Here is a 24,997-nt window from a genome sequence, read left to right as displayed (position 1 = left end):
GGCCAGCCGGCCACCCGCCACCCCCTCCCGAGGAGCGCCCGTGACGCCACGCCCCGGACAGCCCGCCCGCCGCCGCACCGGTGTCCTGCGCCGCGAGGCGGTCCTCGCCGCCGTCCCGGTCGCCGTGGCGGCACTGCTCGGCGCCGCAGCGCCCGCGGCGCCGGGCACGGCCGGCGCGCCCGGCGCGGGCGATCCCTACTTCCCGCTCAGCGGCAACGGCGGCTACCACGTCCGGCACTACGACATGACGCTCCGCTACGACACCACCTCCCGGCGCCTCGACGGCACCGCCGTGCTCGCCGCCCGCGCCGGCCAGAACCTCAGCCGCTTCGACCTCGACCTGACCGGCCTGAAGGTCACCCGCGTCACCGTCGACGGCGCCCCCGCGGCCTTCCGCCGCACCGGCCAGGAACTCGTCGTCACCCCGCGCCACACCCTGCGCACCGGCCGGGACTTCCGCGTCGCCGTCGCCTACCACGGCACCCCGAAACCGGTCACCGACCCCGACGGCAGCGCCGACGGCTGGATCCCCACCGACGACGGCGCCTTCGTCGCAGGCGAGCCGCAGGGCGCCATGACCTGGTTCCCGGCCAACGCACACCCCAAGGACAAGTCGTCGTACGACATCACGATCACCGTCCCCCAGGGGCGCACGGCCGTGTCCAACGGCGTCCTGCTCGGGCAGCGCACCGCGCACGGCCGTACCACCTTCCGCTGGCGCGAGACCCAGCCGATGGCCGCCTACCTGGCCACCGCCACCGTCGGAACGTTCAAGACCGAGCAGTACACCACCCGCGACGGCATCCGCGTCTACAACGCCGTCGACCCCCGCGAGGCGAGCGCGGCGGTACCGGTGCTGAAGCAGCTGCCGTCCGTCCTCGCCTGGGAGAGCACGCTGTTCGGGCCGTACCCGTTCCGCTCGGCCGGATCGGTCGTCGACCACGCGAACGTCGGCTACGCCCTGGAGACCCAGACCCGGCCGCTGTACGACTCCGCGCCCGACCTCGGCACCCTCGTCCACGAGAGCGCCCACCAGTGGTTCGGCGACTCCGTCTCCCTGACGGCCTGGAAGGACATCTGGCTCAACGAGGGCTTCGCCACCTACGCCGAGTGGCTCTACACCGAGCAGCACGGCGGCGACAGCGCTCAGAAGACCTTCGACGCGCTCTACGCCCGCCCGGCGAGCGACCACCTGTGGGCCTTCCCGCCCGGCGACCCGGGCAGCGGCGCGCACATCTTCGACACGCCCGTCTACGCCCGCGGCGCCATGGCCCTGCACGAGCTGCGCCGCGCCGTCGGCGACCGGGACTTCTTCCGGATCCTGCGCGCCTGGGCGGCCGGCCACCGCTACGGCCACGGCACGACGGTCCAGTTCCAGCGGCTCGCCGAGAAGGTCTCGGGCAAGCGGCTGGACGGGCTGTTCCACACCTGGCTGTTCACGAAGGGCAAGCCGAACCGCGCCTGAATCCTGACCGGTTCCACACAAGCGTCGGCCAGGGTCGGCACCATGATCCGCCGCCCAGCCGCCGTCGCCCCCCGGGGCATACGCCCGCCGGCTCGCCCGCCGGGCGCTCCGGGCGCCTAGGATCCGAACTCGTGTGCGCACATGTGCTGGTCGCCGAGGACGACGAGAAGCAGGCCGAACTGATCCGCCGCTCCCTGCTGGCCGAGGGACACACCGCCACGGTGGTGCACGACGGCGCCGCCGCCCTGGACGCCGCCCGCGCACTCAGGCCCGACCTCGTCGTCCTGGACCTGATGCTGCCGGTCGTCGACGGCTTCGAGGTGTGCCGGGCGCTGCGCGGCGGAGCGGACCCGGAGATACCGGTCGTGATGCTCACCGCCCGCTCCGCCGAGGACGACGTGCTGCTCGGCCTCGGACTCGGCGCCGACGACTACATGACCAAGCCGTACAGCCCGCGCGAGCTGATGGCCCGCATCCGCACGGTGCTCCGGCGCAGCGGGCGCGGCACGGGCGGCCGGGACGAGGACCCCGCCGTGCGGGCCGCCGGGATCAGCGTCGACCCCGTACGGCACGAGGTGCGCTGCGACGGGGTTCCCGTGGACTGCACGCCGGCCGAGTTCCAGATCCTGCTGGCCATGGCGGCGGAGCCGGAACGGGTCTTCACCCGCCGGCAGTTGCTGCAGTGCACCCGCGGCTTCGACCGGGCCTCCACCGAGCGGGCCGTCGACGTGCACATCATGAACCTGCGCCGCAAGATCGAGACCGACCCGCGGCGCCCGGTCCGGCTGCTGACGGTCTTCGGCGTCGGCTACAAGCTGAGCGGCCCCCGCCCGTGAGACGCCCGGGGCGCACGGACGCCCGCCCGGACCGCCGGGCCGGCTCCGTCAAGCGGCGGATCCCGGTGCGCAAGAGACTCCTGGTGCGGCTGCTCTCCGTCTCCGCGCTGATCGCCGTCTGCTCGGTGGCCGCCACCGCCTGGCTCGCGGTGACCACCACCACCAGCGCCCTGAAGGAGGAGCAGGGCCAGGACCTCGCCGCCGACAACAGCATCCTGGCCCGGCTCAGCGGGTACGCGGCCACCCACTCCGACTGGACGGACGTCCGCGCCACCGTCCGCCGGCTGGCCGCCGAGACCGGCCGCCGCATCGCCCTCACCACCACCGACCGCACCCTCGTCGCCGACTCCGCGCCCCGCGGCACCCCGCTGCCGCCCCGGCCCGCCGCCACGGTCGACCCGCTGCGCACCGACACCTACAGCGAGACGGGCGCCCAGCTCAGCGGCATCGACCCCCGTGCGGTCGGCCCCTACCGGCTCCCGGCGAAGGAACGCGCAGGACTGGACGCGCTGGCCGCCCGGCGCAAGCGGTGCTACGCGCGGTACGGCCTGCGGGCCACGGTCGTCCACACGGCAGCCGGACGGCCCGTGGTCACGCCCGCGGACGGCGCCGACCCCGCCGCGTACGGCGCGGCGGTGTGCGAGGACGGCCGGCTGGAGACGCCCACCCCGACGGAACGCGGGGCCCTCACCGACCTCACCGGCCTCGCCCGGCCGTGCCTCGGCCAGGTGGGCATCGATCTGCGCGGGCCGCTGCCGCTCATCCCCGACCCGAGCGGCAAGGACCCCTTCGGCGCCGGCCTTCTCGTCGCGAAGTTCACCAGAGCGGGCGACGAGACGACCGCGCACGCCGTCCGGCAGTGCCTCCTGACCGCCCGCCGCACGCAGCTGGAGCCCTATGTCGCCCCGGTCGCCGACCTGTTCCTCGGCATCGGCGACCGGAACACCTCCCGCTTCGACATGTCCCCGGCCAACAAGGCCAAGGTGATCGGCGCGGCCGGCCTGGTCCTCGCCGTCACCGTCGCCGTGACCGCGCTCGTCGCCACCCGCCTGGTCCGGCCGCTGCGCGCGCTGACCGAGGCCGCCGGGGCGCCGCCCGACCTGCACGTGCGGGTCCCGGTGACCACCCGGGACGAGACCGGCATCCTCGCCGAGGCCTTCAACGACCTGACCGAGCGGCGCGCCCGCCTGGAGGCCCAGCGCAAGGCGATGGTCAGCGACATCGCGCACGAGCTGCGCAGCCCGCTCACCAACATCCGCGGCTGGCTGGAGGTCGTGCGCGACGGCGTCGTCGAGCCCGACCCGGCCCTGCTGGAGTCGCTGCACGAGGAGGCGCTCGTCCTGCAGCGGATCATCGACGACCTCCAGGACCTCGCCGCCGCCGACGCCGGCACCCTGCGGCTGCACCCGGAGCCCCTCAGGGCCGCCGACCTGCTGGACCAGGTCGCCGCCGCCCACCGGATCGCCGCCGGTGCCGCCGGGGTCGCGCTGCGCACCGAGGCCGACGCCGGCGCCTGGCTGGACGCCGACCCGGTACGGATGCGGCAGGCGCTCGGCAACCTGGTCTCCAACGCCCTGCGGCACACCCCGGCCGACGGGACGGTCTCGCTCGCCGCCCGCCGGGAGGGCGCCGACGTGGTCCTCACCGTGACCGACACCGGCACGGGCATCGCGCCCGAGGACCTGCCGCACGTCTTCGACCGGTTCTGGCGCGCCGAGAAGTCCCGCAGCCGGCGCACCGGCGGCAGCGGCCTGGGCCTGCCCATCGTGCGCCACCTGGTCGCCGCCCACGGCGGCACGGCCGAGGCCGCAGGCGAGCCCGGCGGCGGCGCGGTCTTCACCCTGCGGCTGCCCGCGGCCGGCCCGCCGGCCGAGGACGCCTGACCGCCTCAGATTCCCCGCAGGCACCGGGGGTACTCCGGTCGCGCGGCGCAGTCGAGGGAGGTCAGGTCATGAGCGCAGCGGAGAACATGCCGGTCGTGTCCACGCTCGCCGAGGTGGCCCGCCTGCTGGACGGCCCCCAGGGCCTGTACGTGCGCTGGTCCAAGGGGCCCGGCACCGACCTCGCCGACGTCTCCAGCACCGACGACCTCACCGGCGCACCCATGTCCGGGCTGTCCGCCAATCCGCTCGACGTGGAGGAGTGGTGGGCCGACCGGTCGGTGGAGCTGTGGGTGGCCCGGCGGCTGTACGACTACGCGCACCTCCCGCACGAGAAGGGCCCCGGCGTACGGCCGTGGGTCCTGCGGGGCCGGGAGACGGGCCGGGGCCCCGACAACGAGCCGCTGGTCACGGACGTCGAGCCGCTGTGCTGGATCGCGGACGAGGCGATCACCGAGGCCGAGACCGAGGTCACCCGCCAGGAACGCCCCTGGGGCACCCTGCGCCGCAGCGGCCGCTGAGCCGCGAGGTCACCGGCCGCCGACGGGGGTCCGGAGCGGTGCGCGGGGACGCCGGAAGCGGCTCGCCGGGGTGTGGCCGGGGCCGGGCAGCCGCGCCCTCTGGCCGGTCCGCGCAGGGCGTGGCCGGAGCGAGCGGCACTGCGACCGGGGGCCGTGACCGCGGCCGGACCCACCGCGCGCGCCGGGGGTGAACCACCCGCAGCCGGGCGGATGTTGAACAGGCCGGAGCGGCGGTGGCACGTCCTGGGGCGTCAGCCCGAGCGGGGGCGGGAGCGGGCGCGGGCCCGGCGGTGCAGGGCCCGGCGTTCCAGTTCGGTCGTTCCGCCCCAGATGCCGATGCTCTGGCCCGTCTCCAACGCCCAGTCCAGGCAGGGCTCGCGGACGGGGCACTGCGCGCAGACCGCCTTCGCCTGCTGGGTCTGCACCTGCGCCGGCCCGGTGGTGCCGACGGGGAAGAACAGGTCGGGGTCCTCGCGACGGCACGCGGCATGGTCGCGCCAGTTCTCCATGGAAGTCTCCTGGATCGGATGGATGTCGTCCGTGCCTGTCGTATGCACTGCGGATTCGGGTGACCGGTCGGGGCGGCGTGAAACAGCCGCGCCCCAGGGGGAATCGCGAGACGACCGCGATCCGGCCACGGGTACGCGCACGGCCCGGGCCGAGCGTGCGCGCTCAACAGGCCGGGGAACGGGGCGAACAGCCACGGGGCCGGGACCCGCCCCTGCCCGACCGGGCGCCGGCGGCGCGGAGTTGCGGGCGAGAACCGGCAGGGGCCGCCGTCCGCCGCGCCACCGCCCGACCACCGTACTCCGCGCGGCGCATCCTGAGGTGCGAAACGGGTGAAACGCACCGTGTGGGTCAGCGGCGCAGCGCCGAGGTCGCCGTCGCCGTCACCGCCTCGGCCAGCGCGGCCAGCGCGGGGGAGTCCAGCCGCCACTGCTGCCCGTACAGCGTGGCGTCCATCCACTCCCGGGCGAGCAGCACCAGCCGGCCCCCGGCCAGCAGCGGTTCCGCCTGGACCTCCGGCACCATGCCCCAGCCGAGCCCGGCGGCGACGGCGTCCAGGAACCCCTCAGAGGTGGGCACGAGATGCCGGAGCGCGCCGGCGGCGCCGCGGCCGAGCCGGCGCACGAAGGCGTCCTGGAAGTCGTCCTTGCGGTCGAAGACGACGACGGGCGCCTCGGGCAGGGCGTCGGGCAGGGACCGGCCGTCCAGGTGGGCCGCGGTGAACTCCGGTGCGGCGACGGGGAGATACCGCATCCTGCCGAGCGGCCGGACCGTGCAGCCCGGCACCGGCTCGGCCGCCGTGGTCACCGCCGCCATCACCAGGCCCTCGCGCAGCAGGGCCGCCGTGTGGTCCTCGTCCTCCCGGTGCAGCTCGAAGCAGAGGCCCGGCGCGCGGGTCAGCGCCGGCAGGAACCAGGTCGCCAGCGAGTCGGCGTTCACCGCCACCGACACCCGCGTCGGCTCCCCGGCGCCGCTCAGCCCCAGTTCGCCCCAGGCGTCCCGCTCCAGCCGCGCGAGCTGCCGGGCGTACCGGACCAGCACCGCGCCCGAGTCCGTGGGCCGCACCGGTTTGGTGCGCTGCAGCAGCACCCGGCCGGTGCGCTGTTCGAGCGCCTTGACCCGCTGGCTGACCGCCGACGGCGTCACGTGCAGGGCGGCGGCCGCGGCGTCGAAGGTGCCTTCGTCCACCACGGCGAGCAGCGTCCGGATCTGGTCCAGCGGCAGGTCGGGCATCATAATGGCTAAGGATACTTAAGAATCTTTAGCTGTACTTGGGTGCCTGCCCTCCTTAGCGTCGAGCGCATGAACCACGCCCTGACCGCCGCTGCCGCCGGATTCGGCACCGGCCTGTCGCTCATCGTCGCCATCGGCGCCCAGAACGCCTTCGTCCTGCGGCAAGGGGTGCGCCGGGACGCGGTACTCGCGGTGGTGGGCATCTGCGCCCTGTCCGACGCGGTGCTGATCGCCCTCGGCGTCGGGGGAGTGGGGGCGGTCGTGGTGGCGTGGCCGGGCGCGGTCCGGGCGGTCGGGATCGTCGGCGGGCTCTTCCTGCTCTGCTACGGCGTCCTGGCCGCCCGCCGGGTGCTCAGGCCGGCCGCGGCGGGCCTGACCACCGAGGGTGAGGCCGCGGGCTCCCGGCGCCGCGCGGTGCTCACCTGTCTGGCGATGACCTGGCTGAACCCGCACGTCTACCTGGACACCGTCTTCCTGCTCGGCTCGCTCGCCGCCGACCGGGGCGCCCTGCGCTGGACCTTCGGGCTCGGTGCCGCGCTCGCCAGCCTGTGCTGGTTCGCCGCGCTCGGCTTCGGCGCCCGGCTGCTCGGCCGCTTCCTGGCCCGGCCGGCGGCCTGGCGGGTGCTGGACGGCCTGGTCGCCGTCACCATGCTGGCGCTGGGGGCCACGCTCATGGCCGGATCCTGAGTCCACGGAGTTCGGCGTGCACAGGGGTTGCTGAGATAGTCAGGCTCTCGAAGCGAAAAGATGTAGCCGACAACCTCTACGCGCAACAGGACACCCGTGGACACGAGCGAGAGCAGCACCACCGAACGCGACACCGCGCCGGACCCGGCGGCCCCGCCCCGGCGCGGCTGGCGCCGCTGGGCGATGGACACCCGTCCGTTGCGCATCCCCGCCTACCGGCGCCTGTGGACCTCGACGATCGTCACCGCCGTCGGCAGCCAGCTCACCGCCGTGGCCGTGCCCAAGCAGATCTACGACGTCACGCACTCCTCGGCCTGGGTCGGCTACGCGAGCCTGGCCGGGCTCGTGCCCATGGTGGCGTTCGCGCTGTGGGGCGGGGCGGTCGCCGACACCGTGGACCGCCGCAAGCTGCTGCTGGTCACCAACTGCGGGATCGCGGTGACGTCGCTGCTGTTCTGGGCGCAGGCGGTCACCGGGCTCGACTCGGTCGCCGTACTGATGGTGCTGCTCGCGCTGCAGCAGGCGTTCTTCGGGCTCAACGCGCCCGCCCGCAACGCCTCCATCGCCCGGCTGGTCCCGGCCGGGCAGCTGCCCGCCGCCAACGCGCTCGGCTCCACGGTGATGCAGACCGGCCTGGTCGCGGGCCCGCTGCTGGCCGGTGTGCTGATCCCGGTCATCGGACTGCCCGAGCTGTACCTCATCGACGCCGTGGCGCTGTGCGTGACCGTGTGGGCGGTCTTCCGGCTGCCCGCGCTGCCGCCGCTCGGCGAGGCCGCCCGCCGGGCCGGGGTGCGCGAGATCGCCGCGGGCTTCCGGTACATATCCCGGCACAAGGTGCTGCTGCTGTCGTTCCTCGCCGACATCGTCGCCATGGTGTTCGGCATGCCGCGCGCCCTCTTCCCGCAGCTCGCGGCCCAGACGTACCACTCCTGGGGCGAGGGGCTGGCGCTCGGCGTGCTGTTCGCCGGGATCCCGGTCGGCGCGGTGCTCGGCGGCCTGTTCTCCGGGGTGTTCTCGCGGGCCCGCAGGCACGGCTGGATGGTCATCGGGGCGGTCGTCGGCTGGGGCGTGGCCATCGCCGGGTTCGGGCTGAGCGGCAACCTCTGGGCGGCCCTCGCCTTCCTCGCCGCGGCCGGCGTCGCCGACATGGTCTCGATGGTGTTCCGGGGCGCGATCCTGCTGTCGGCGGCCACCGACGAGATGCGCGGCCGGATGCAGGGCGTCTTCACCGTGGTCGTCGCGGGCGGCCCGCGCCTGGCCGACGTGCTGCACGGCACGGCCGGCTCGGCCTTCGGCCCGCGCGCCGCGGTGGCGGGCGGCGGCGCGCTGGTCGTCGTGGTGATGCTGGTGCTGGCGGCCGCCGTACCGGCGCTGCGCCAGTACCGGATCTGACCTACAGCGGACCCGTGCGGCGCTGGATGGCGTACTGGTCCATCAGCTTGCCCCGGGTGGTCTCCAGGCGGTGGGCGAGGATCTCGGCCACCGTGCGCACCAGCGACAGTCCGAGCAGGGGGTCCTCCACGCACACGGCGAGCACGGAGGGCCCGTCGAACTCGTAGGCGCGTACGTCGGTGAAGGCCACCGCGCCGAAGTCCCACTGGTACGGCGGGAACAGCCAGGACCAGCCGAGCAGGTCGCCGGCGCCGAGCGAGGCCACCGTCACCCGCCGCCGGGCGGTGACCTGGGTGTCGAGATGGACCGCGCCCGAGCGGATCACCCAGAACCGGTCGGCGGTGCCGCCCGCCTCGAAGATGCGGGTGTCCTCCGGGAACGCGACCTCCTTGGCCAGTTCCATCAGGCGCTCGCGCTGCGCCTGGGGCAGGGCGGTGAGCAGTTTGATCGCTTTGGTCATGGCGCGGGACTCCTCGCCGGCGGCGGTTGGGGTGCTTCCCCTAAGCCCATTTCAGCCGCTGCCGCCCCACCGGGCACCTCGAACGGCCCGGCGTCTCCCGGCGCGCCCTGGGCCGGGCGCCGGTTGCGGGCAGCAAAAAGCCCTGGCTGGACGGGGGAAACCAGCCAGGGCCGTATACGGTGGCGCGCGGGGAGGGAGGAAGGACGGTTCCGGTCACCTCCGGCACCACGTATGTATGAACGATAAACCATCCGGTGGTCTTTCTACCAATCGGTAGCGGGTCACGTGACCTGTTTCACGCCTCCGGCAGCGGGTGGCTGCCGGCCCGGGCAGGTGATCTCCGTCAGCACCCGCCCCACCGCCTCGAACGCCCACGCCCGGACCGCCGCCTCCCGCGCTGCGTCCGGGTCCGTCGCCGTCAGGCTCTGCGCGCGCTCCCGCCAGGCCTTCTCCTCGCCGGCCGCGTGGTCCCGGCCCCGCTGGATGCGCCGCAACAACTCGTCCGCGTCCACGACATCGGTCATACCGGTCTCATACCCGGCGGATCCGCGGTGATGACACCGCCACGGCATGTGTTTGAGGGCGCCGACAGGGGTCAGCCGAAAAAGGAGGAATGGTAACAGTCCCGGCACCGCCCAGGGAGGTAGGGATGCGCTCCACCCACCGCACCAGCGCCCCCGCGACACGGCCGGAACCGTGCCGTCGGCTGCCGTCCCGGCCGGCCGACGCCCGCAGAACCGTGGAGTGCGTGGTGGCCGAACGGTGCCGGGCGCGTGCCATCCCCTGCGACGCCGAGGCCATGGAGGACGCCCTGCTGGTCACCTCCGAGCTCACCACCAACGCGATTCTGCACGGCGGCGGAATCACCGGTTTCGACGTCGACGTCGACTCCGGCGGTGTACGCGTCTCGGTGAGCGACGGCAGCGACGAGATGCCGATGGCCGCCCCGCCCGCCGACGGCCCGGGCCGGCCCGGCGGCCGCGGCTGGCCCATCGTGTGCCGGCTGGCCCGGGACGTCCGGGTGGCCCAGCTGCCCTGCGGGGGCAAGCGGATCACGGCCGTCGTGCCGCTGCACTGAAACAGCGGCACCGAACCAGCGGCACGGACACGGCTGCACGGACACGGCTGCACGGAAACCGCTGACGGGAACCGCCGCACCGGAACCACGCGGAAGTTCCGCGCAGCGGTGTTTGCTCCGCGAGGCGGGGGGCAGGCGGAATCTCGTGCTTCGGACCGGAGGCGCGCACCCGGCGGGACTCGTATGACCGCCCGGGCCGCCTCCCGGCGGCCCGGGCGACGATCCCGCGGCGAACCTGACACCACCGTTCGGGCCACGCTCCGGAACCTCACTTCCGGTTGCGGTGTGCCCTGAAACCACGTTCAGGAGCGATTCCGCATGCTGACCGACATGTCGACAAGCCGTCCCGGCACGCCCCCCACGGACTCCACCACCACGTCCACACGGCGGCCCCACGACGACGCCCCTGACACCGCAGCCCTGTTTGCCCGGCTCGCGGAACTGGACGACGGCCCCGAACGGGACGCCGTACGCGACGAACTCGTCGAAGCCTGGCTGCCCATGGCCCACCGGATCGCCTCCCGCTTCCGCGACCGGGGCGAGTCCGTCGAGGACCTGCGCCAGGTGGCCGCGCTCGGGCTGGTCAAGGCCGTCGACCGCTTCGACCCGTCCCGCGGCGCCTTCGAGAGCTACGCCGTTCCCACCATCACCGGCGAGGTCAAGCGGCACTTCCGCGACCGGATGTGGGCCCTCAGGGTGCCGCGCCGGGTGCAGGAGCTGCGCAACCGGGTGCGGGTGGCCCGCCGCGAACTCACCCAGAACCCCGGCAGCCCCGAACCCACCGTCGCCGCCATCGCCGAGCACACGGGCCTGAGCGAGGAGGAGGTCGCCGCGGGCCTGGAGGCGCTGGAGAGCTTCAGCACCCTGTCCCTGGACGCCGAACTGTCCGCCGGTGACGACGGCTACAGCCTCGCCGACACCCTCGGCGACACGGACGCCTCGTACGACGTGGTGGTCGACCGCGAAGCCGCCAAGGAGGGACTGCGCCGGCTCCCCGAGCGCGAGCGGGCCATCCTCTACATGCGGTTCTTCGAGGACATGACGCAGAGCCGCATCGCCGACCGGCTCGGCATCTCCCAGATGCACGTCTCCCGGCTGATCAGCCGCAGCTGCGCCCGGGTGCGCGACGAGGTCATGGGCCGGCACGCGGGCGGCAGCGGGCCGGCCTGAACGCCCGCCCGCCCGGCCGTCACCGCATCGGCCGGCCCGGCGCGGTCGCCAGGCCCAGCGGCCGGGCCAGGCCCACGACCGCCTCGTCCAGCCGCTGCAGATGGCGCAGCACCCGGTCGGTCACCCGGCCGTAGCGCGGGGTGCGCAGGGTTCCCGGCTCCAGCATCGACGCGATGCTGGAGCCGGACTCGATCCGCGCCCCGGCGCGCGGGTCGGCGACCTGCGCGGCGATCGCCTCGATGTTGCGCACGATCCGCGCGCACGCCCCGCGAAGCCGGGGATCCGCCGCTATCGACGGATGCGTCGGCAGCAGCTCGGCGGTGGCCGCGAGCGAGCGCCCGTGGTACGCGCAGGTCTCCAGCAGCGCCACCACGTACCGGGCGGTGTCCCGGCGGGCGCGCAGCGGTGTGATCGGATGGGTCAGCGGCTGGGTGGCCGCGCGCAGATCGGCCAGCGCCTGGTCCAGATCGCGCGCCTGCTCCACCAGATCGGCGCTCGCCCCGCCGCTCAACTGGTCCACGGCGGACCGGGTGACACCCGCGAGCCGCTCCAGGACCGTGACGAGCAGTTCGTTGGTACGGCGGTCCGTGCGGACCGGCAGCACCACCGCCGCCGCGATCACCCCGCACGCCGCGCCGAGCGCCGTCTCCTCCACCCGCAGCACCAGCACCGCCATGCTGTAGGTGTTCAGCAGGGTGTAGAGCAGCCCCAGCATCGCGGTGACGAAGAACGACATCAGCGTGTACGACAGCGGCGCCGTGTAGAACATCGCGAAGATGAACACCAGCACCAGCGCGAACGCCGTCCACGTGTGGTGTCCGACCACACCGGCGAGCCCGATGCCCGCCACCACCCCGAGCACCGTGCCCAGCAGCCGCCGGTAGCCCTTGACCAGGATCTCACCGGTCGAGGCGGTGTTGAGGAACACGATCCAGCAGGTCAGCACCGCCCAGTACCAGCGCTGACTGGACAGCAGCTCGCCGCCCACGATGGCCAGCGCGGAGCCGACGGCCACCTGGACCGCGGCCCGGGTGGTGGGCCGCTCGAGACCGGCCGGCCCCGGCTCCTGCGCCTCGGCCTCCTCACCCGCCTCGATCGCGGCGTCCTCCGCCTCCAGTTCCTCGCGCGAGCGGGTGGTCTCCGGCGTGTCGTCGGACTCGTCCTGCGGGCCCTCCAGCGCCGTCCGCAGCCCCAGCGCGGCCCGTGCGGCCTCACCCAGCCCGCGGAAGACGTCCTGCACGGCCGGCGAGGCCTTCGGCAGGTTGTCCTCCTCGCGGTAGCCGAGCAGCCGGTTGCGCACATGGGCGAGCGCGGTGCCGCGGGCCTCGCCGACCGGCCGCAGCATCAGCAGCCGCAGCGCCTGCAGATCCCGGCGCAGCGCCTGTGACGCCTCGTCCCGCACCGGCAGCTCACCGCCCGACGGCAGCGGGGCGCCCGGCAGATGCAGGGTCAGGGTGTCGGTCCGCTCGGCACTGCGCGCCGTGAGCAGCAGCAGGCCGAGCCGCTCCGAGGCGATCTCGGCGTCCGCGATCCGCCGTTGCAGCAGCCGGGCCGCCGCCGCGTCCGAGGTGCCGTCCTCCAGCCGCCCCTGGATCATCAGAGCCGTCTCGTGCAGCCGCGCGGTGGCGGTGCGCAGGTCGTCCAGGACCTTGTCGACATCGTCGGGACCGGCGTCCAGCAACTCGGCCTGGACGGCGATCAGCTGGGCGAGCCGGGCCCGGAAGGCGCGCCGCAGCCGGTCCAGGGTGCCCGCCGGGGTCTGCGGCAGCAGCACGAAACGCGCGGCGGCGCTGCACCCGAACGCCACGCAGATGACGCCGTACAGCGCGGGCAGCGCCGACGCGGTCGCGTGCACGAACAGCGACAGGAAGTAGACCTGAAAGCCGATCAGGCCGAGCGCCGTGCCGCGGTCGCCGAACCGGCGGCCGTAGACCGCGCAGAAGATCAGGACGACGAAGAACAGGTCGCCGGCGACGACCCGTTGGTTCAGCAGCGCGCCCAGCGACACCGACGCCAGCGCCACCGGCAGGCCGAGCGCGAGGGTCACCGCCTGCCGGGGGCGCTGCTTCTCGCGGATGGCGAAGGTCGCCACCATCGCCGCCATGGCGCCGGCGACCAGATGGGGCACCGGCACCCGCAGGACGGCCAGGACGGCGAGGGTGAGCGCGATCGCGGTGACCGTGCGCGCCCCCGCCGCCAGCCTGAGCAGCCCGGGATCGGACGCCGCGAGCCGGTCCCACATCCGTACCCGCCCAGGTCGCCCCGCTGTGCTCACTCCGCCGCGCTCTCTCCCGTACCGGAAATCGATCTCCGGTCCAGCATCGCACGCCGGTCCGGGTTACCTGCTCCCTGTGCCCGGGCGGCGGCACGTCACGGGCTGTCCAGGGCCTTGCCCTCGGCCTGGGCCCGCACCTGCTCGGGCGTCAGGTACGCGTCGGTGAACTCGAAGTCCTTCAGCCGGGCCGGCTTGCGGGCCTGGAAACCGGTGCGGACGAAATCGTCGCCGGCCACCGCGTTCAGCATCCAGTTGGTCATCACCCGGGCCTTGGCGACGTTCGTGCGCAGCGCCGACCAGTGGTAGCCGCGGGCCACCGCCTGGGCCGGCACCCCGCGCAGCTCGACGCCGAGCGGCTTGGACACCGCGTCCTTGCCGCCGAGGTCGACCACGAGCCCCAGGTCGCGGTGCACGTACGGCTGCATCGGCTGCCCCCGCAGTGTCGCGATGACGTTGTCGGCGACCCGCTTGCCCTGGCGCATGGCATGCTGCGCGGTGGGCGGGCAGACCGCGCCGTCGCCCTTGGCCAGATCCGGTACGGCGGCCGAGTCGCCGAGCGAGAACACCCCGTCGTAGCCCGGCAGGCACATCTCGGGCGTGACCGCCAGCCGGCCGCGCACCGTCTCCGCGCCGAGCGTGGCCATCAGCGGGCTCGCCACCACGCCTGCCGTCCAGATCAGCGTGTGCGTGGGCACCACCCGGCCGTCGGTGAAGGTGACCTCCTCCGCGCCGGCCTTCTCGATCGACACCCCGAGCGACACCTCGATGCCGCGCCGCCCCAGGATCTCCTGTGCGCTGCGGCCGAGCTTCTCGCCCAGCTCCGGCATCAGCTTGGGCGCGATGTCGATCAGATGCCACCGGATCAGGCCGGGGTCCAGACGCGGGTAGCGCTGGACGGCGGCGTGCGTGAGCCGTTGCAGACAGGCGGCGGTCTCGGTGCCGGCGTATCCGCCGCCGACCACCACGAACTGCAGCCGCGCGGCCCGCTCGGCGGGGTCGTCGCTGGCGTCGGCGAGGTCGAGCTGCGTGATGACGTGGTCGCGGATGTAGGCGGCCTCGGCGAGGGTCTTCATGCCGAAGGCGTGCTCGGTCAGCCCGGGGATGTCGAAGGTCCGGGTCACGCTGCCGGGCGCCAGCACGATGTAGTCGTAGCGCTCGTTGACGATCTTGTCGGTGATGGTGCGGACGACGCACACCTTCGCCTTCAGGTCCACGCCGATCGCCCCGCCGGGGATGATCCGGGTGCGGTACTTCTTGCTGCGGCGCAGGCTCAGCGCGATCGACTGCGGCGTGAGGACGCCGGAGGCGACCTGGGGCAGCAGCGGCAGGTACAGCTGATAGGAGTTCGGCGTCACCAGGGTGACGTCGGCCTCGGCGGGAGAGAGCTTCCGCTCCAGGCGGCGGACGCACTCGACTCCGGCGAAGCCTGCGCCAACCACCAGGATCCTGGGTCGTGTCACGGTGTTCATCCCTTTCTGCGGCTCCAGGCGGTCCGACTCGACGCCGTTCGCTTGCCCTGGATCGGTGCACACCACCCTCGATCCCACCGCGCCCCGGGCGGTCCCGCCAGCCGGGTACGGCAGGCAGACGAACGCTGGACACCAACCTGCCCCGACACGGGCCAAGTAACCGGCCCGCGCCCGCTCACACGTCGTAGGCGGGCGGTCACCAGGGCAGGAACACGTGGATGTCCTTGCCCTCGTCGTCCACGACGACGCTGACCTGCGTGCACAGCGTGTGCACCAGATGCCAGCCGATGCCGCCGCCGCCCGTGCGGGGGTGGAAGGGCCGCGGCTCCGGCTTGGTCGTGCTGCTGTCGCGCATCGTCACGTGCACCCCGTCGAAGGTGCGGCGCATCCGCAGCCCGAACGGCCCGGGCGCGTACTGGATCACGTTCGCCGCCAGCTCGGTCACCACCAGCAGTATGTCGTCCCAGTACTCGGGCGCCGCGGGCGGCGCCTGCGCGGCGAGCGCGCAGAGGAACTCCTCCGCGGCGAGCCGGGCCTCCGTGACATTGCGCAGCTCTCCGTCGAAGGAGAAGGTGCGCTCGTACCAGTCCTCCGAAGGCGGTGTGTCGTCCCCGCGCGGCTCCGTCGCCATCTCGCAATCCCCGGTCCGGGCGGGCGGGCCTCGGCCAGACCCCTGCAGCCCCGGACGGTCGTAGGTGCTGATCTCATTCTGCGGCAGCGGGTTCCCCCGGCTGGGGGAGCCTACCCGTCCGCATCCGTCCCTTCTCACGGCGCCTCCCCCGCCTGTGAGGGGTCAGCGGAAAACGTCGTCCGGTTCGTCCCAGTCCGCCGGTTCCTGCGGGACCCGCGCCCTGCGGGACCGCGTCTCGTACATCGCGTCGATCTCCGCGGCGTAGTGCCGCACGATCGCCTCCCGGCGCAGCTTCATCGACGGGGTGAGCAGTCCGTTGTCCGCGGCGAACGGCTCCTGGAGCACCCGGTAGACCCTGATCGACTCCGCCCGGGACACGGCGCTGTTGGCCGACGCGACGGCCCGCGCGATCTCCTCCCGCAGCGCGTTCTCCTCGCGGCTCTCCCGGCCCGGACTGTCCCCCTGCAAGGCCAGTGCGGTGCGCCAGTGCGCGAGGAAGTCCGGGTCCAGGGTGATCAGGGCGCCGACGCACGGCCGGTCGTCGCCGATCACCACCGCCTGGTGGACCAGCGGATGCATCCGCAGCCGCTGCTCCAGCGGGCCCGGGGCGACGCTCTTGCCGCCGCTGGTGACGATAATGTCCTTCTTGCGCCCGGTGATCGTCAGATAGCCCTCGGAGTCCAGCCGCCCGATGTCCCCGGTGGCCAGCCAGCCGCCGCGCAGCGCGGCCCGCGTCGCCTGCTCGTCGCCGACATAGCCCTGGAACACCGACGGACCGCGCACCAGGATCTCCCCGTCGTCGGCCACCAGGACCTCCGTGCCCGGCAGCGGCCGGCCCACCGTCCCGGACTTCTCCCGGCCGAGAGGCTGCATGGTGATCCCGCCGGACGCCTCGGTCAGGCCGTACCCGTCGTGGACGAACACGCCGATGCCCTCGTAGAACAGCGTCAGCTCGCGGCTGAGCGAGGAACCGCCCGAGGTGCCGCGCACCACCCGCCCGCCGAGCGCCGCGCGCAGCCTGCGGTACACCGTCCGCTCGAACAGGGCGTGCTGCACCCTGAGGTCGAATCCGGGGCCCGGCCCGGTGCCCAGCCGGCGGCGCTCCTCGGCCGCCGCGAAGTCCCGGGCGGTCTGCGCGGCCCGCTCGAACAGGGCGCCCCGGCCCGTCTGCTGGGCGGTCTGCAGGAACTTCTTGTACAGCCTCTCGAAGACCGACGGCACTCCGTACAGGTACGTCGGCCGGAACGTGGCCAGCGCCGACGCCAGCGACTGCTCGGTCAGCTCCGGCTCGTGTGCCATCAGCACGCCGCCGCGCACACACGTCAGCATGATCATGAGGCCGTACACATGGGAGAACGGCAGGAACGCCAGGACCGACGGCTGCTCGCCCGGCGGGGCCGCGGTGTGCAGCCAGCCGGCCAGCAGCGTGTCGCAGGGATAGGCGAGGTTGCGGTGGCTGAGCGCGCAGCCCTGGGCGCGGCCGGAGGTGCCGGAGGTGTAGACGACCGCCGCCGTGGCGTCCGGCAGCACGATCCGGCGCAGCGACTCCACGGTCGTGTACGGCACGACCGCGCCCTGCTCGACGAGGTCGGGCAGGGCGCCCGCGTCCAGCTGCCAGACGTGGCGCAGCCGCGGCAGCCCCGCGCACACCGTGCCCACCGTCATCACGCCCTGCTCGTCCTCCACGACCACGGCCACGCAGCCGGCGTCCCGCAGGATCCACTCGACCTGGTCGCGCGAGGACATCGGATGGATCGGCACGATCTCCGCGCCCACCGCCCACAGCGCGTGGGCGAGCACGGTCCACTCGTACCGGGTGCGGGACATCAGGGCCACCCGGTGGCCGGGGGATATCCCGGCGGCGATCAGCCCCTTGGCCAGATCGACCACCTCGTCCCGCAGCTCGACGGCCGTCACCTCCTGCCACGTGGTGGCGGCGGAGTCCAGCCGGTACGCGAGCACCGGCAGGGCGGGACGCAGGTCCGCGGTGTCGAAGACGCTGTCGGCGAGGCCGCCGGTGAGCGGCGGGGCAGCGGCGGGAGCGAGGGCGACGTCGGGCATGCGCTGCTCCTGGGTGTACGGAGGGTCACACCGCCGATCGGCTCTGTGTCGGCGGTGCTCGAATCTAGCCCAGGAGAGCGTGTTCGGTGCCGGGAACGGGCAAGTCGTGATCGGCTGATGATCTGGGCGTGTCCTGGGGACTCGGCAGACATGAGTCATGTGAACCCCGATCCGGAGCCCGAGCGCAGCACCGGTCTGGAGCCGGGCGGTTCGGTACCGCCCGGCGAGACCCCGCCCGCCGAGAGCAGCATGCCCGAGGCCGGGCCCCGGGAGACGCACAATCCGCCGCGTGGCTGGGCCAAGGCCCCGCTGACGCTCATCCTGCTCGTCGTCGTCCTCATCGCCGCAGGCTTCCTGGCGTACGCCCTGGCGCTGATCCTCTGACCGACAGGGCTCAGCCCTGGGTGTGCCGCACGCACTCGGTGACGACGTCCCGCAGGCTGCCCGTCCGATCCAGCAGCCTGCGCTGCTCGCGTGCGCCGTTGCCCCGGCGCAGCAGCTCGGCGATGCCCTGCTCGGCGCGGTCGGTGTCACCGGCGTCGGTGAGCGCGTCCGCCGTGTGCTCCAGCAGGGAGCGCAGCACGTGCGCGGCCGGGGCCGGCCGCATGGTCGCCGGGTCGAGCAGCTCCGTCTCCAAGCCGAACCGGGCGGCCTGCCAGTCCGCGAGCCGCAGCAGGCTCACGCTGTGCTCGCCGGCCGGGCGGCCCGCCCGCCAGTCCCGCGCCGCCGTCTCCACGAGCGCGCGGGCCAGCGTCGCGATCAGCGCCGCGGTCTCCGCGCTGAGGCACACGTCGGCCACCCGGAGCTCCACCGTCGGATAGCGGACGGCCAGCCGCGCGTCGAAGTAGACCATCCCCTCGTCCAGCAGGGTGCCGGTGGCCACCATCTCCGCCACCCGCCGGTGGTACCGCTCGGCCGACCCGAACGGCTCCGTCGGACCGGCCGACGGCCACCGGTTCCACACCCGGCTGCGATAGCTGGCGTAACTGGTGTCCTTGCCCTGCCAGAACGGCGAGTTCGCGCTGATCGCGCGCAGCACCGGCAGCCAGGGGCGGATCCGGTCGAGGACGGCGACGCCCTCCTCGTCCGACTCCACGCACACATGCACGTGGCAGCCGCACACCAGCTGCTCCCAGGTCGGTATCCCGTACCGGTCGGCCAGCCACTCATAGCGGTCGTTCACGCTCAAAGACGGGCTGACCGGCAGGGGAGAGGTGGCCAGGGCCACCACCGCGCAGCCGAGTTCCCCGGCGTGCCGCGCCGCCTCCTTGCGGCAGCGCACGATCTCCTCGGCCAGGGCCGCCATGTCCTCCTGGGGATGCGTGGCGAACTCCAGCATCTGCCGGAACAGCTCCTTCTCGAACACCTGCTGTCCCGGATCGTCATGGGCGACCCGGGCGAGGACGGCCGCCGCCAGCGCCTTCGGGTCACCGCTCTCCGGGTCGACCAGGAGGAGCTCCTCCTCCACTCCGACGGTCCGCACCTGGTGCCACCCTTCCGTGTCCATGCCATAAGGGGCAGTCGTGGGTCTTCACGACCCCGACTGCCCCTGGGCGGGCCGCCGACACCTGTGCCTCAGCGTTCCGCCCTCAGCCAGACGGTGGCGAGGGGCGGCAGCGTGAGCCGCAGGAACCCGTCCTCGGGCTTGAGCGGCCCGTCGTTTCCGACGCCGCTGCCGCCGTAGCGGACGGCGTCGGTGTTCAGCTCCTCCTGCCAGGCGGCGACCGAGTCCGGGACCCACAGCCGGTAGTCGTGCCGGACGACGGGGGAGAAGTTGGACACCGCGAGCAGCGGGGAGCCGTCGGCGGCGAAGCGCAGGAACGCGAAGACGTTGTCGTCCGCCGCGTCGCACAGCACCCACTGGAAGCCCGCCGGGTCGGTGTCCCGCTGCCACAGCGCCGGGGTCGCCCGGTACACGGTGTTCAGGTCCCGCACGAGATCACGCACGCCCCGGTGGTCGCCCGCCGAGTGGTAGTCGTCCGCGAGCAGCCACCATTCGGGGCCGTGCGCCTCGGACCACTCGGCCCCCTGGGCGAACTCCTGCCCCATGAACAGCAGCTGTTTGCCCGGGTGCGCCCACATGAAGCCGAGGTAGGCGCGGTGGTTGGCGCGCCGCTGCCACCAGTCGCCGGGCATCTTCGACACGAGGGCCTGCTTGCCGTGCACGACCTCGTCGTGGGAGATCGGCAGGACGTAGTTCTCGCTGTAGGCGTACACCATCGAGAAGGTCATCTCGTTGTGGTGGTACTTGCGGTGCACCGGCTCCTTCTGGATGTACTGCAGCGAGTCGTGCATCCAGCCCATGTTCCACTTCAGCCCGAAGCCGAGCCCGCCGCAGTCCGTCGGCCGGGTCACCCCGTCCCAGGCGGTGGACTCCTCGGCGATGGTCACCACCCCCGGGCAGCGCCGGTAGACGGTGGCGTTCATCTCCTTCAGGAAGGCGACCGCGGCCAGGTCCTCCCGCCCGCCGAACACGTTCGGCTCCCACTGGCCGGAGTCCCGCGAGTAGTCCAGGTAGAGCATCGAGGCGACGGCGTCCACCCGCAGCCCGTCGATGTGGAACTCCTGGCACCAGTACACGGCGTTGGCGACGAGGAAGTTGCGCACCTCGGTGCGGCCGTAGTCGAACTCGTACGTCCCCCAGTCCGGGTGCTCGGCGCGGGTCGCGTTCCCGGGTTCGTACAGCGGGTCCCCGTCGAACCGGGCCAGCGCCCAGTCGTCCTTGGGGAAGTGCGCCGGCACCCAGTCCATGATCACACCGATGCCGGCCCGGTGCAGCGAGTCCACCAGGTACCGGAAGTCGTCCGGGGAGCCGAGCCGGGGCGTCGGCGCGTAGTAGGAGGTGACCTGATAACCCCAGGACCCGCTGAACGGATGCCCGGCGACCGGCATCAGCTCCACATGCGTGAAGCCCATCTCCTTGACGTACGCGGGCAGTTCCTCGGCCAGCTGACGATAGGTCAGACCCGGCTTCCAGGAAGGCAGATGGACCTCGTACACCGAGAACGGCGCCTCGTGCACCGGTGTGTCGCCCCGGTGTGCCATCCACTCCGCGTCGCCCCACGCGTAGTGCGAGGCCGTGACCACCGAGGCCGTGTCCGGCGGCACCTCCGTGGCCCGGGCCATCGGGTCCGCCTTGAGGAACCGGTGGCCGTAGCGCGAGGTGATCTCGAACTTGTACCGGGCGCCCTCCCCGATCCCCGGCAGGAACAGCTCCCACACACCGGACGCGCCCAGCGACCGCATCGGGTACTGCGTGCCGTCCCAGTACGTGAAGTCACCGGCCACCCGCACCCCCTGGGCGTTTGGCGCCCACACGGTGAAGCGGGTGCCCGCCACGCCCTGGTGCGTCATCGGCTCGGCGCCGAGCGCCTGCCACAGCTGCTCGTGCCGGCCCTCCCGGACCAGGTGCAGGTCCAGCTCGCCGAGGGCGGGCAGGAAGCGATAGGGGTCGTGCGCCTCCAGCTCGGCGTCGTCGTACGCGACCAGCAGCGTGTACGACGGGATCTCCGGGTACGGCAGCACGGCCGCGAACAGGCCGTCGCCCTCCGAGTGCAGGGCGCTGCGCTTGCCGTCGACGACGACGCTCACCGCGCGCGCGTTCGGCCGCAGCGCCCGGAACAGGGTGCCGCCCGGCACCGGGTGGGCGCCCAGCAGGGCGTGCGGATCGTGGTGGGCGCCGCCCAGCAGCCGGCCGCGGTCGGCCGGGTCGAGCGGTGCGGCCTGCACCGGCGCGGGGCCGGCGGTCTCGGGCAGTGCGGTGTCGCGCAGGGCCATGACCTCAGCCTCCCCACACGGCGAGCCGCTTGATCGCCGCCATCGGTACCGGCAGCCAGTCCGGCCGGTGTCTCGCCTCGTACAGCACCTCGTAGACCGCCCTGTCCGTCTCGTGCGCGCGCAGCAGCGCGTGCTTCTTGCGTGGATCCCAGCCGGCGCGGGCCGCGTAGCCCGCGCAGAACGCCTCCCGGCAGCGGCGCGCCCATTCGGGTCGCCAGGGGCGGCGCTGCCGGGCCGCGTAGTCGAAGGAGCGCAGCATCCCCGCCACGTCCCGCACCGGGGACTGCGGGGCACACCGCTCGGCGAGCGGCCGGGACGGCTCGCCCTCGAAGTCGATGACGAACCAGTCGCGCCCGGCCCGCAGCACCTGCCCGAGATGCAGGTCCCCGTGGATGCGCTGCGCGGGCGGCCCGGTGTCGCAGGTGGCGAGCGCCGCGAACGCGGCCCTGAGCCCCGGCACGAAGGGCAGCAGCCCCGGTACGGCGTGCGCGGCCGCGTCGAGCCGGGCGCACATCGCCTCGGCCGTACGCAGGTTCTCGCCCGGCCCGGCCGGACCGAACGCCTCGGCCAGCGCCAGATGCACCTCGGCCATCGCCCGGCCCAGCTCACGGGCCTCGGCGGTGAAGTCGTCGCCGGAGGCGAGGGCGCGCAGCGCCAGCGTCCAGCCGTCGGTGGCGTCCGGCAGGAACGGCTGCAGCACGCCCAGCGTGGCCGGCTGCGGCGCGGTCGTGCCGAACCAGGCCACCGGCGCGGGCACCCGGGTGCAGCCCTGCGCGGCCAGCGCGGCCGTCACCTCCAGGTCCGGGTTGACGCCCGGCTGGATCCGGCGGAACAGCTTCAGGATGTAGGCGTCGCCGTACACGATCGAGGAGTTGGACTGCTCGGCGTCCAGCAGGCGCGGCGGCAGCCCGCCGGGCACGTCGGCGGCCGGGTCCGCCTCGAACCGCAGCGGTCCGGCCGCGCCGGGCCGGCGCAGCCGCTCCAGCAGCAGATGCGCCGAGCGCGGATCGTGCAGCGCGTCGTACACGGCAAGCCCGGCGAGAGGACCCTGTCCGGCGCGCCCGATGTACGCCCGCTCCAGCCGGGGGGCGAGGTGCTCGCGCAGGCCCAGCAGCAGCTGGTAGCAGTCACCGGGCGGGGGAGTGCCGCCCGGCGTGGGCACGGGCGCGTGCGAGGCGTGCACCAGCAGATGCAGACATCCCGGGAACAGCTCGGTCACGGAGAGCACCGAAAGGTCGGTGACGGGCCGGTCCTTGCCCGCGAACCAGCGTTGCCTCGGCAGCCACTCGCGCAGCAGCCCGCTCAGAGAGGCGAAGGGCCCGTCGGGGCCCGCCACCGCTCTGGGGCGGACGGTGATGGTCTTCGGCATGGTGACGCGTCCTTTCCTCGGCGCCGGTCGTTCAGCGTCGGCGGCCGATGCGGGATGCGACTCGGGTGAGCCGGAACCAGTAGAAGCCGTGGCCCTGCAGGGTCAGCAGGTAGGGGAGTTCACCGATCGCGGGGAAGCGGACCCCGCCGATCAGCTCGACCGGGTGCCGCCCGTCATAGGCCCGCAGGTCGAGCTCGGTGGGCTGCGCGAACCGGGAGAAGTTGTGGACGCACAGCACCAGGTCGTCGCCGTACTCACGCAGGAAGGCCAGCACCGCCGGGTTGGACGACTGCAGTTCGGTGTAGGACCCCAGTCCGAAGGCGGGGTTCTGCTTGCGGATCTCGATCATGCGCCGGGTCCAGTGCAGCAGCGACGAGGGCGAGGACATCGACGCCTCGACGTTGGTGACCTGGTAGCCGTAGACCGGGTCCATGATCGTCGGCAGGTACAGCCGGCCCGGATCGGACGTGGAGAAGCCCGCGTTCCGGTCGGGGGTCCACTGCATCGGGGTGCGTACGGCGTCGCGGTCGCCGAGCCAGATGTTGTCGCCCATGCCGATCTCGTCGCCGTAGTACAGGATCGGCGAGCCGGGCAGGGACAGCAGCAGGGCGGTGAACAGCTCGATCTGGTTGCGGTCGTTGTCGAGCAGGGGCGCGAGGCGGCGGCGGATGCCGATGTTGGCGCGCATCCGCGGGTCTTTCGCGTACTCGGCCCACATGTAGTCGCGCTCTTCGTCGGTGACCATCTCCAGGGTCAGCTCGTCGTGGTTGCGCAGGAAGATGCCCCACTGGCAGCCGGAGGGGATGGCCGGCGTCTTGGCCAGGATCTCGGAGACGGGGTAGCGGGACTCGCGCCGAACGGCCATGAAGATGCGGGGCATGACCGGGAAGTGGAAGGCCATGTGGCACTCGTCGCCGCCGGAGGAGTAGTCCCCGAAGTAGTCGACGACGTCCTCCGGCCACTGGTTGGCCTCCGCCAGCAGCACCGTGTCCGGGTACATCGCGTCGATCTCACGGCGGACCCGCTTCAGGAAGGCGTGGGTGGCGGGCAGGTTCTCGCAGTTGGTGCCCTCCTCGGCGTAGAGGTAGGGGACCGCGTCGAGCCGGTAGCCGTCGATGCCGAGGTCCAGCCAGAACCTGAGGGCCGCAAGGATCTCCTCCTGCACGGCCGGGTTCTCGTAGTTCAGGTCCGGCTGGTGCGAGAAGAAGCGGTGGAAGTAGTACTGGCCGCGCACCGGGTCGAAGGTCCAGTTGGAGGCCTCGGTGTCGACGAAGATGATCCGGGCGTCCTCGTACTGCTTGTCGTCGTCGGCCCACATGTAGTAGTCCCCGTAGGGGCCGTCGGGGTTCTTGCGGGACTCCTGGAACCACGGGTGCTGGTCGCTGGTGTGGTTCATGACGAAGTCGATGATCACGCGCATGCCGCGCTGGTGGGCGGCGTCCACGAACTCCACGAAGTCGGCCAGGTCACCGAACTCGGGCAGCACCGCGGTGTAGTCGGAGACGTCGTAGCCGCCGTCCCTGAGCGGCGACTTGAAGAACGGCGGCAGCCACAGGCAGTCGACCCCGAGCCACTGCAGATAGTCCAGCTTGGCCGTCAGGCCCTTCAGGTCGCCGATGCCGTCGCCGTTGCTGTCCTGGAAGGAGCGGACCAGGACCTCGTAGAAGACGGCGCGCTTGAACCACTCCGGATCCCGGTCCTTCGCGGGCGTGTCCTCGAAGGTGTCGTGTACGGGTTCGTTGACGGTCATGAGGCTGCGGGCCCTCCGTTCTGGGGCGTCGGACGCCCGACGTGGAGCACGTGCGCCGGCGCGCTGCCCGGCGTCAGGCGCACGTAGTTGGTCCTGCCCCAGTGGTACGTCTCACCCGTCAGTTCGTCGTGCACCGACAGGGTGGCGTGCCAGTCCAGGCCGAGTTGCGGCATGTCCAACGAGACCGTGGCCTCCTGGGTGTGGTGCGGGTCGAGGTTCACGACCACGACGACCGTGTCCGTTCCCGCGCTCTTGCTGTAGGCGAGCACGGCATCGTTGTCGGTCTGGTGGAAGCGGAGATTCCGCAGGCGCTGTAGCGCGGGGTGCTGCCGTCGGATCGTGTTGAGCCGGGTGATGAGCGGTGCGATGGTGCGGCCCTCTCGCGCGGCTGCTTCCCAGTCTCGGGGCTTGAGCTGGTACTTCTCCGAGTCGAGGT

Annotated in this window: 22 protein-coding genes; 9 read left to right on the top strand and 13 right to left on the bottom strand. The window is 73.1% G+C overall.

From position 1 onward, the window contains the following. Positions 1–40: 40 nt before the first annotated feature. From ACGFZN_RS02920 to ACGFZN_RS02905, 4 genes are all read left to right on the top strand, one after another. Entirely contained in the window at positions 41–1,465 is a 1,425-nt protein-coding gene (locus ACGFZN_RS02920; protein WP_393856696.1) for a M1 family metallopeptidase, read from the top strand. A gap of 131 nt (positions 1,466–1,596) precedes the next feature. Then, a complete protein-coding gene (locus ACGFZN_RS02915; protein WP_393856695.1) occupies positions 1,597–2,301 on the top strand; it encodes a response regulator transcription factor in 705 nt (234 codons plus the stop codon). Positions 2,302–2,360: 59 nt separating this feature from the next. Beyond that, positions 2,361–4,184 carry an ATP-binding protein gene (locus tag ACGFZN_RS02910; RefSeq protein ID WP_393857170.1) on the top strand — a complete coding sequence of 608 codons (1,824 nt, stop codon included), beginning with the start codon at positions 2,361–2,363 and terminating at the stop codon, positions 4,182–4,184. 68 nt (positions 4,185–4,252) lie between these two features. Beyond that, the gene (locus tag ACGFZN_RS02905; protein WP_393856694.1) at positions 4,253–4,702 is read left to right on the top strand and encodes a DUF6098 family protein; all 450 of its coding nucleotides are present in this window, start codon (positions 4,253–4,255) and stop codon (positions 4,700–4,702) included. A gap of 251 nt (positions 4,703–4,953) precedes the next feature. On the opposite strand, the gene ACGFZN_RS02900 is transcribed toward ACGFZN_RS02905, so the two are convergent. Together ACGFZN_RS02900 and ACGFZN_RS02895 are read right to left on the bottom strand one after the other, a co-directional pair. Further along, on the bottom strand, positions 4,954–5,211 hold the full coding sequence (locus tag ACGFZN_RS02900; protein ID WP_393856693.1) for a WhiB family transcriptional regulator: 258 nt from the start codon (positions 5,209–5,211) through the stop codon (positions 4,954–4,956). Between the two features lie 349 nt (positions 5,212–5,560). Next, entirely contained in the window at positions 5,561–6,445 is an 885-nt protein-coding gene (locus tag ACGFZN_RS02895; RefSeq protein ID WP_393856692.1) for a LysR family transcriptional regulator ArgP, read from the bottom strand. 66 nt (positions 6,446–6,511) lie between these two features. Here ACGFZN_RS02895 and ACGFZN_RS02890 point away from each other — a divergent pair, with 66 nt between their 5' ends. Together ACGFZN_RS02890 and ACGFZN_RS02885 are read left to right on the top strand one after the other, a co-directional pair. Beyond that, complete coding sequence (locus ACGFZN_RS02890; RefSeq protein WP_393856691.1) at positions 6,512–7,129, top strand: LysE/ArgO family amino acid transporter; 618 nt, start codon at positions 6,512–6,514, stop codon at positions 7,127–7,129. Positions 7,130–7,225: 96 nt separating this feature from the next. Then, positions 7,226–8,521, top strand: a complete 1,296-nt coding sequence (locus ACGFZN_RS02885; RefSeq protein WP_393856690.1) for an MFS transporter — start codon at positions 7,226–7,228, stop codon at positions 8,519–8,521. Between the two features lies 1 nt (position 8,522). Here ACGFZN_RS02885 and ACGFZN_RS02880 read toward each other — a convergent pair whose 3' ends face one another. Together ACGFZN_RS02880 and ACGFZN_RS02875 are read right to left on the bottom strand one after the other, a co-directional pair. Further along, entirely contained in the window at positions 8,523–8,981 is a 459-nt protein-coding gene (locus ACGFZN_RS02880; RefSeq protein ID WP_393856689.1) for a cyclic nucleotide-binding domain-containing protein, read from the bottom strand. A 281-nt stretch (positions 8,982–9,262) separates the two neighbouring features. Next, complete coding sequence (locus tag ACGFZN_RS02875) at positions 9,263–9,505, bottom strand: hypothetical protein (protein WP_393856688.1); 243 nt, start codon at positions 9,503–9,505, stop codon at positions 9,263–9,265. Between the two features lie 125 nt (positions 9,506–9,630). Between ACGFZN_RS02875 and ACGFZN_RS02870 the strand changes: the two genes are divergently transcribed. Then, entirely contained in the window at positions 9,631–10,059 is a 429-nt protein-coding gene (locus tag ACGFZN_RS02870; protein WP_393856687.1) for an ATP-binding protein, read from the top strand. Between the two features lie 318 nt (positions 10,060–10,377). Continuing rightward, a complete protein-coding gene (locus ACGFZN_RS02865; protein ID WP_393856686.1) occupies positions 10,378–11,229 on the top strand; it encodes an RNA polymerase sigma factor SigF in 852 nt (283 codons plus the stop codon). A 19-nt stretch (positions 11,230–11,248) separates the two neighbouring features. Here the strand turns inward: ACGFZN_RS02865 and ACGFZN_RS02860 are convergent, their stop codons facing one another. The 4 genes from ACGFZN_RS02860 to ACGFZN_RS02845 form a co-directional block, all read right to left on the bottom strand. Further along, positions 11,249–13,471, bottom strand: coding sequence for an FUSC family protein (locus ACGFZN_RS02860; protein ID WP_393856685.1), 2,223 nt, complete (start codon positions 13,469–13,471; stop codon positions 11,249–11,251). Positions 13,472–13,599: 128 nt separating this feature from the next. Next, on the bottom strand, positions 13,600–14,973 hold the full coding sequence (locus tag ACGFZN_RS02855) for an NAD(P)/FAD-dependent oxidoreductase (RefSeq protein WP_393856684.1): 1,374 nt from the start codon (positions 14,971–14,973) through the stop codon (positions 13,600–13,602). Positions 14,974–15,169: 196 nt separating this feature from the next. Next, complete coding sequence (locus tag ACGFZN_RS02850) at positions 15,170–15,604, bottom strand: ATP-binding protein (protein WP_393856683.1); 435 nt, start codon at positions 15,602–15,604, stop codon at positions 15,170–15,172. Between the two features lie 162 nt (positions 15,605–15,766). Continuing rightward, complete coding sequence (locus ACGFZN_RS02845; protein WP_393856682.1) at positions 15,767–17,665, bottom strand: AMP-dependent synthetase/ligase; 1,899 nt, start codon at positions 17,663–17,665, stop codon at positions 15,767–15,769. Positions 17,666–17,815: 150 nt separating this feature from the next. Between ACGFZN_RS02845 and ACGFZN_RS02840 the strand changes: the two genes are divergently transcribed. After that, positions 17,816–18,049 carry a DUF6480 family protein gene (locus tag ACGFZN_RS02840; RefSeq protein WP_330341781.1) on the top strand — a complete coding sequence of 78 codons (234 nt, stop codon included), beginning with the start codon at positions 17,816–17,818 and terminating at the stop codon, positions 18,047–18,049. Between the two features lie 10 nt (positions 18,050–18,059). Here the strand turns inward: ACGFZN_RS02840 and ACGFZN_RS02835 are convergent, their stop codons facing one another. The 5 genes from ACGFZN_RS02835 to ACGFZN_RS02815 all read right to left on the bottom strand — a co-directional run. Beyond that, complete coding sequence (locus tag ACGFZN_RS02835; protein ID WP_393857169.1) at positions 18,060–19,148, bottom strand: glutamate--cysteine ligase; 1,089 nt, start codon at positions 19,146–19,148, stop codon at positions 18,060–18,062. 92 nt (positions 19,149–19,240) lie between these two features. After that, positions 19,241–21,442 (bottom strand): 1,4-alpha-glucan branching enzyme, encoded by a 2,202-nt coding sequence (gene glgB / locus ACGFZN_RS02830; RefSeq protein ID WP_393856681.1) that lies wholly within the window; start codon positions 21,440–21,442, stop codon positions 19,241–19,243. Positions 21,443–21,446: 4 nt separating this feature from the next. Further along, positions 21,447–22,811 (bottom strand): maltokinase, encoded by a 1,365-nt coding sequence (locus ACGFZN_RS02825; RefSeq protein WP_393856680.1) that lies wholly within the window; start codon positions 22,809–22,811, stop codon positions 21,447–21,449. A gap of 31 nt (positions 22,812–22,842) precedes the next feature. Next, positions 22,843–24,561, bottom strand: coding sequence for a maltose alpha-D-glucosyltransferase (gene treS, locus ACGFZN_RS02820; protein ID WP_393856679.1), 1,719 nt, complete (start codon positions 24,559–24,561; stop codon positions 22,843–22,845). Beyond that, positions 24,558–24,997, bottom strand: a 440-nt coding sequence (locus ACGFZN_RS02815; protein ID WP_393856678.1) for a DUF3459 domain-containing protein, incomplete at its 5' end; no start/stop codon positions are given. The genes treS and ACGFZN_RS02815, both read right to left, overlap by 4 nt.

It is taken from the genome of Streptomyces sp. NPDC048192 (assembly GCF_043202415.1).
In the GTDB taxonomy this organism is placed as follows: domain Bacteria; phylum Actinomycetota; class Actinomycetes; order Streptomycetales; family Streptomycetaceae; genus Streptomyces.
The sequence above is the reverse complement of the archived record's forward strand: the minus strand, read 5'-3'. Positions and strand labels throughout refer to the sequence as shown.

What these genes read in the sequence shown, in the direction of transcription:
- ACGFZN_RS02845 (WP_393856682.1), bottom strand. Translation starts at nt 17,665, where the DNA reads ATGCCCGACGTCGCCCTCGCTCCCGCCGCTGCCCCGCCGCTCACCGGC.
- glgB (WP_393856681.1), bottom strand. Translation starts at nt 21,442, where the DNA reads ATGGCCCTGCGCGACACCGCACTGCCCGAGACCGCCGGCCCCGCGCCG.
- ACGFZN_RS02825 (WP_393856680.1), bottom strand. Translation starts at nt 22,811, where the DNA reads ATGCCGAAGACCATCACCGTCCGCCCCAGAGCGGTGGCGGGCCCCGAC.
- ACGFZN_RS02895 (WP_393856692.1), bottom strand. Translation starts at nt 6,445, where the DNA reads ATGATGCCCGACCTGCCGCTGGACCAGATCCGGACGCTGCTCGCCGTG.
- ACGFZN_RS02905 (WP_393856694.1), top strand. Translation starts at nt 4,253, where the DNA reads ATGAGCGCAGCGGAGAACATGCCGGTCGTGTCCACGCTCGCCGAGGTG.
- treS (WP_393856679.1), bottom strand. Translation starts at nt 24,561, where the DNA reads ATGACCGTCAACGAACCCGTACACGACACCTTCGAGGACACGCCCGCG.
- ACGFZN_RS02865 (WP_393856686.1), top strand. Translation starts at nt 10,378, where the DNA reads ATGCTGACCGACATGTCGACAAGCCGTCCCGGCACGCCCCCCACGGAC.
- ACGFZN_RS02875 (WP_393856688.1), bottom strand. Translation starts at nt 9,505, where the DNA reads ATGACCGATGTCGTGGACGCGGACGAGTTGTTGCGGCGCATCCAGCGG.
- ACGFZN_RS02840 (WP_330341781.1), top strand. Translation starts at nt 17,816, where the DNA reads ATGAGTCATGTGAACCCCGATCCGGAGCCCGAGCGCAGCACCGGTCTG.
- ACGFZN_RS02880 (WP_393856689.1), bottom strand. Translation starts at nt 8,981, where the DNA reads ATGACCAAAGCGATCAAACTGCTCACCGCCCTGCCCCAGGCGCAGCGC.
- ACGFZN_RS02870 (WP_393856687.1), top strand. Translation starts at nt 9,631, where the DNA reads ATGCGCTCCACCCACCGCACCAGCGCCCCCGCGACACGGCCGGAACCG.
- ACGFZN_RS02900 (WP_393856693.1), bottom strand. Translation starts at nt 5,211, where the DNA reads ATGGAGAACTGGCGCGACCATGCCGCGTGCCGTCGCGAGGACCCCGAC.
- ACGFZN_RS02860 (WP_393856685.1), bottom strand. Translation starts at nt 13,471, where the DNA reads ATGTGGGACCGGCTCGCGGCGTCCGATCCCGGGCTGCTCAGGCTGGCG.
- ACGFZN_RS02855 (WP_393856684.1), bottom strand. Translation starts at nt 14,973, where the DNA reads ATGAACACCGTGACACGACCCAGGATCCTGGTGGTTGGCGCAGGCTTC.
- ACGFZN_RS02890 (WP_393856691.1), top strand. Translation starts at nt 6,512, where the DNA reads ATGAACCACGCCCTGACCGCCGCTGCCGCCGGATTCGGCACCGGCCTG.
- ACGFZN_RS02850 (WP_393856683.1), bottom strand. Translation starts at nt 15,604, where the DNA reads ATGGCGACGGAGCCGCGCGGGGACGACACACCGCCTTCGGAGGACTGG.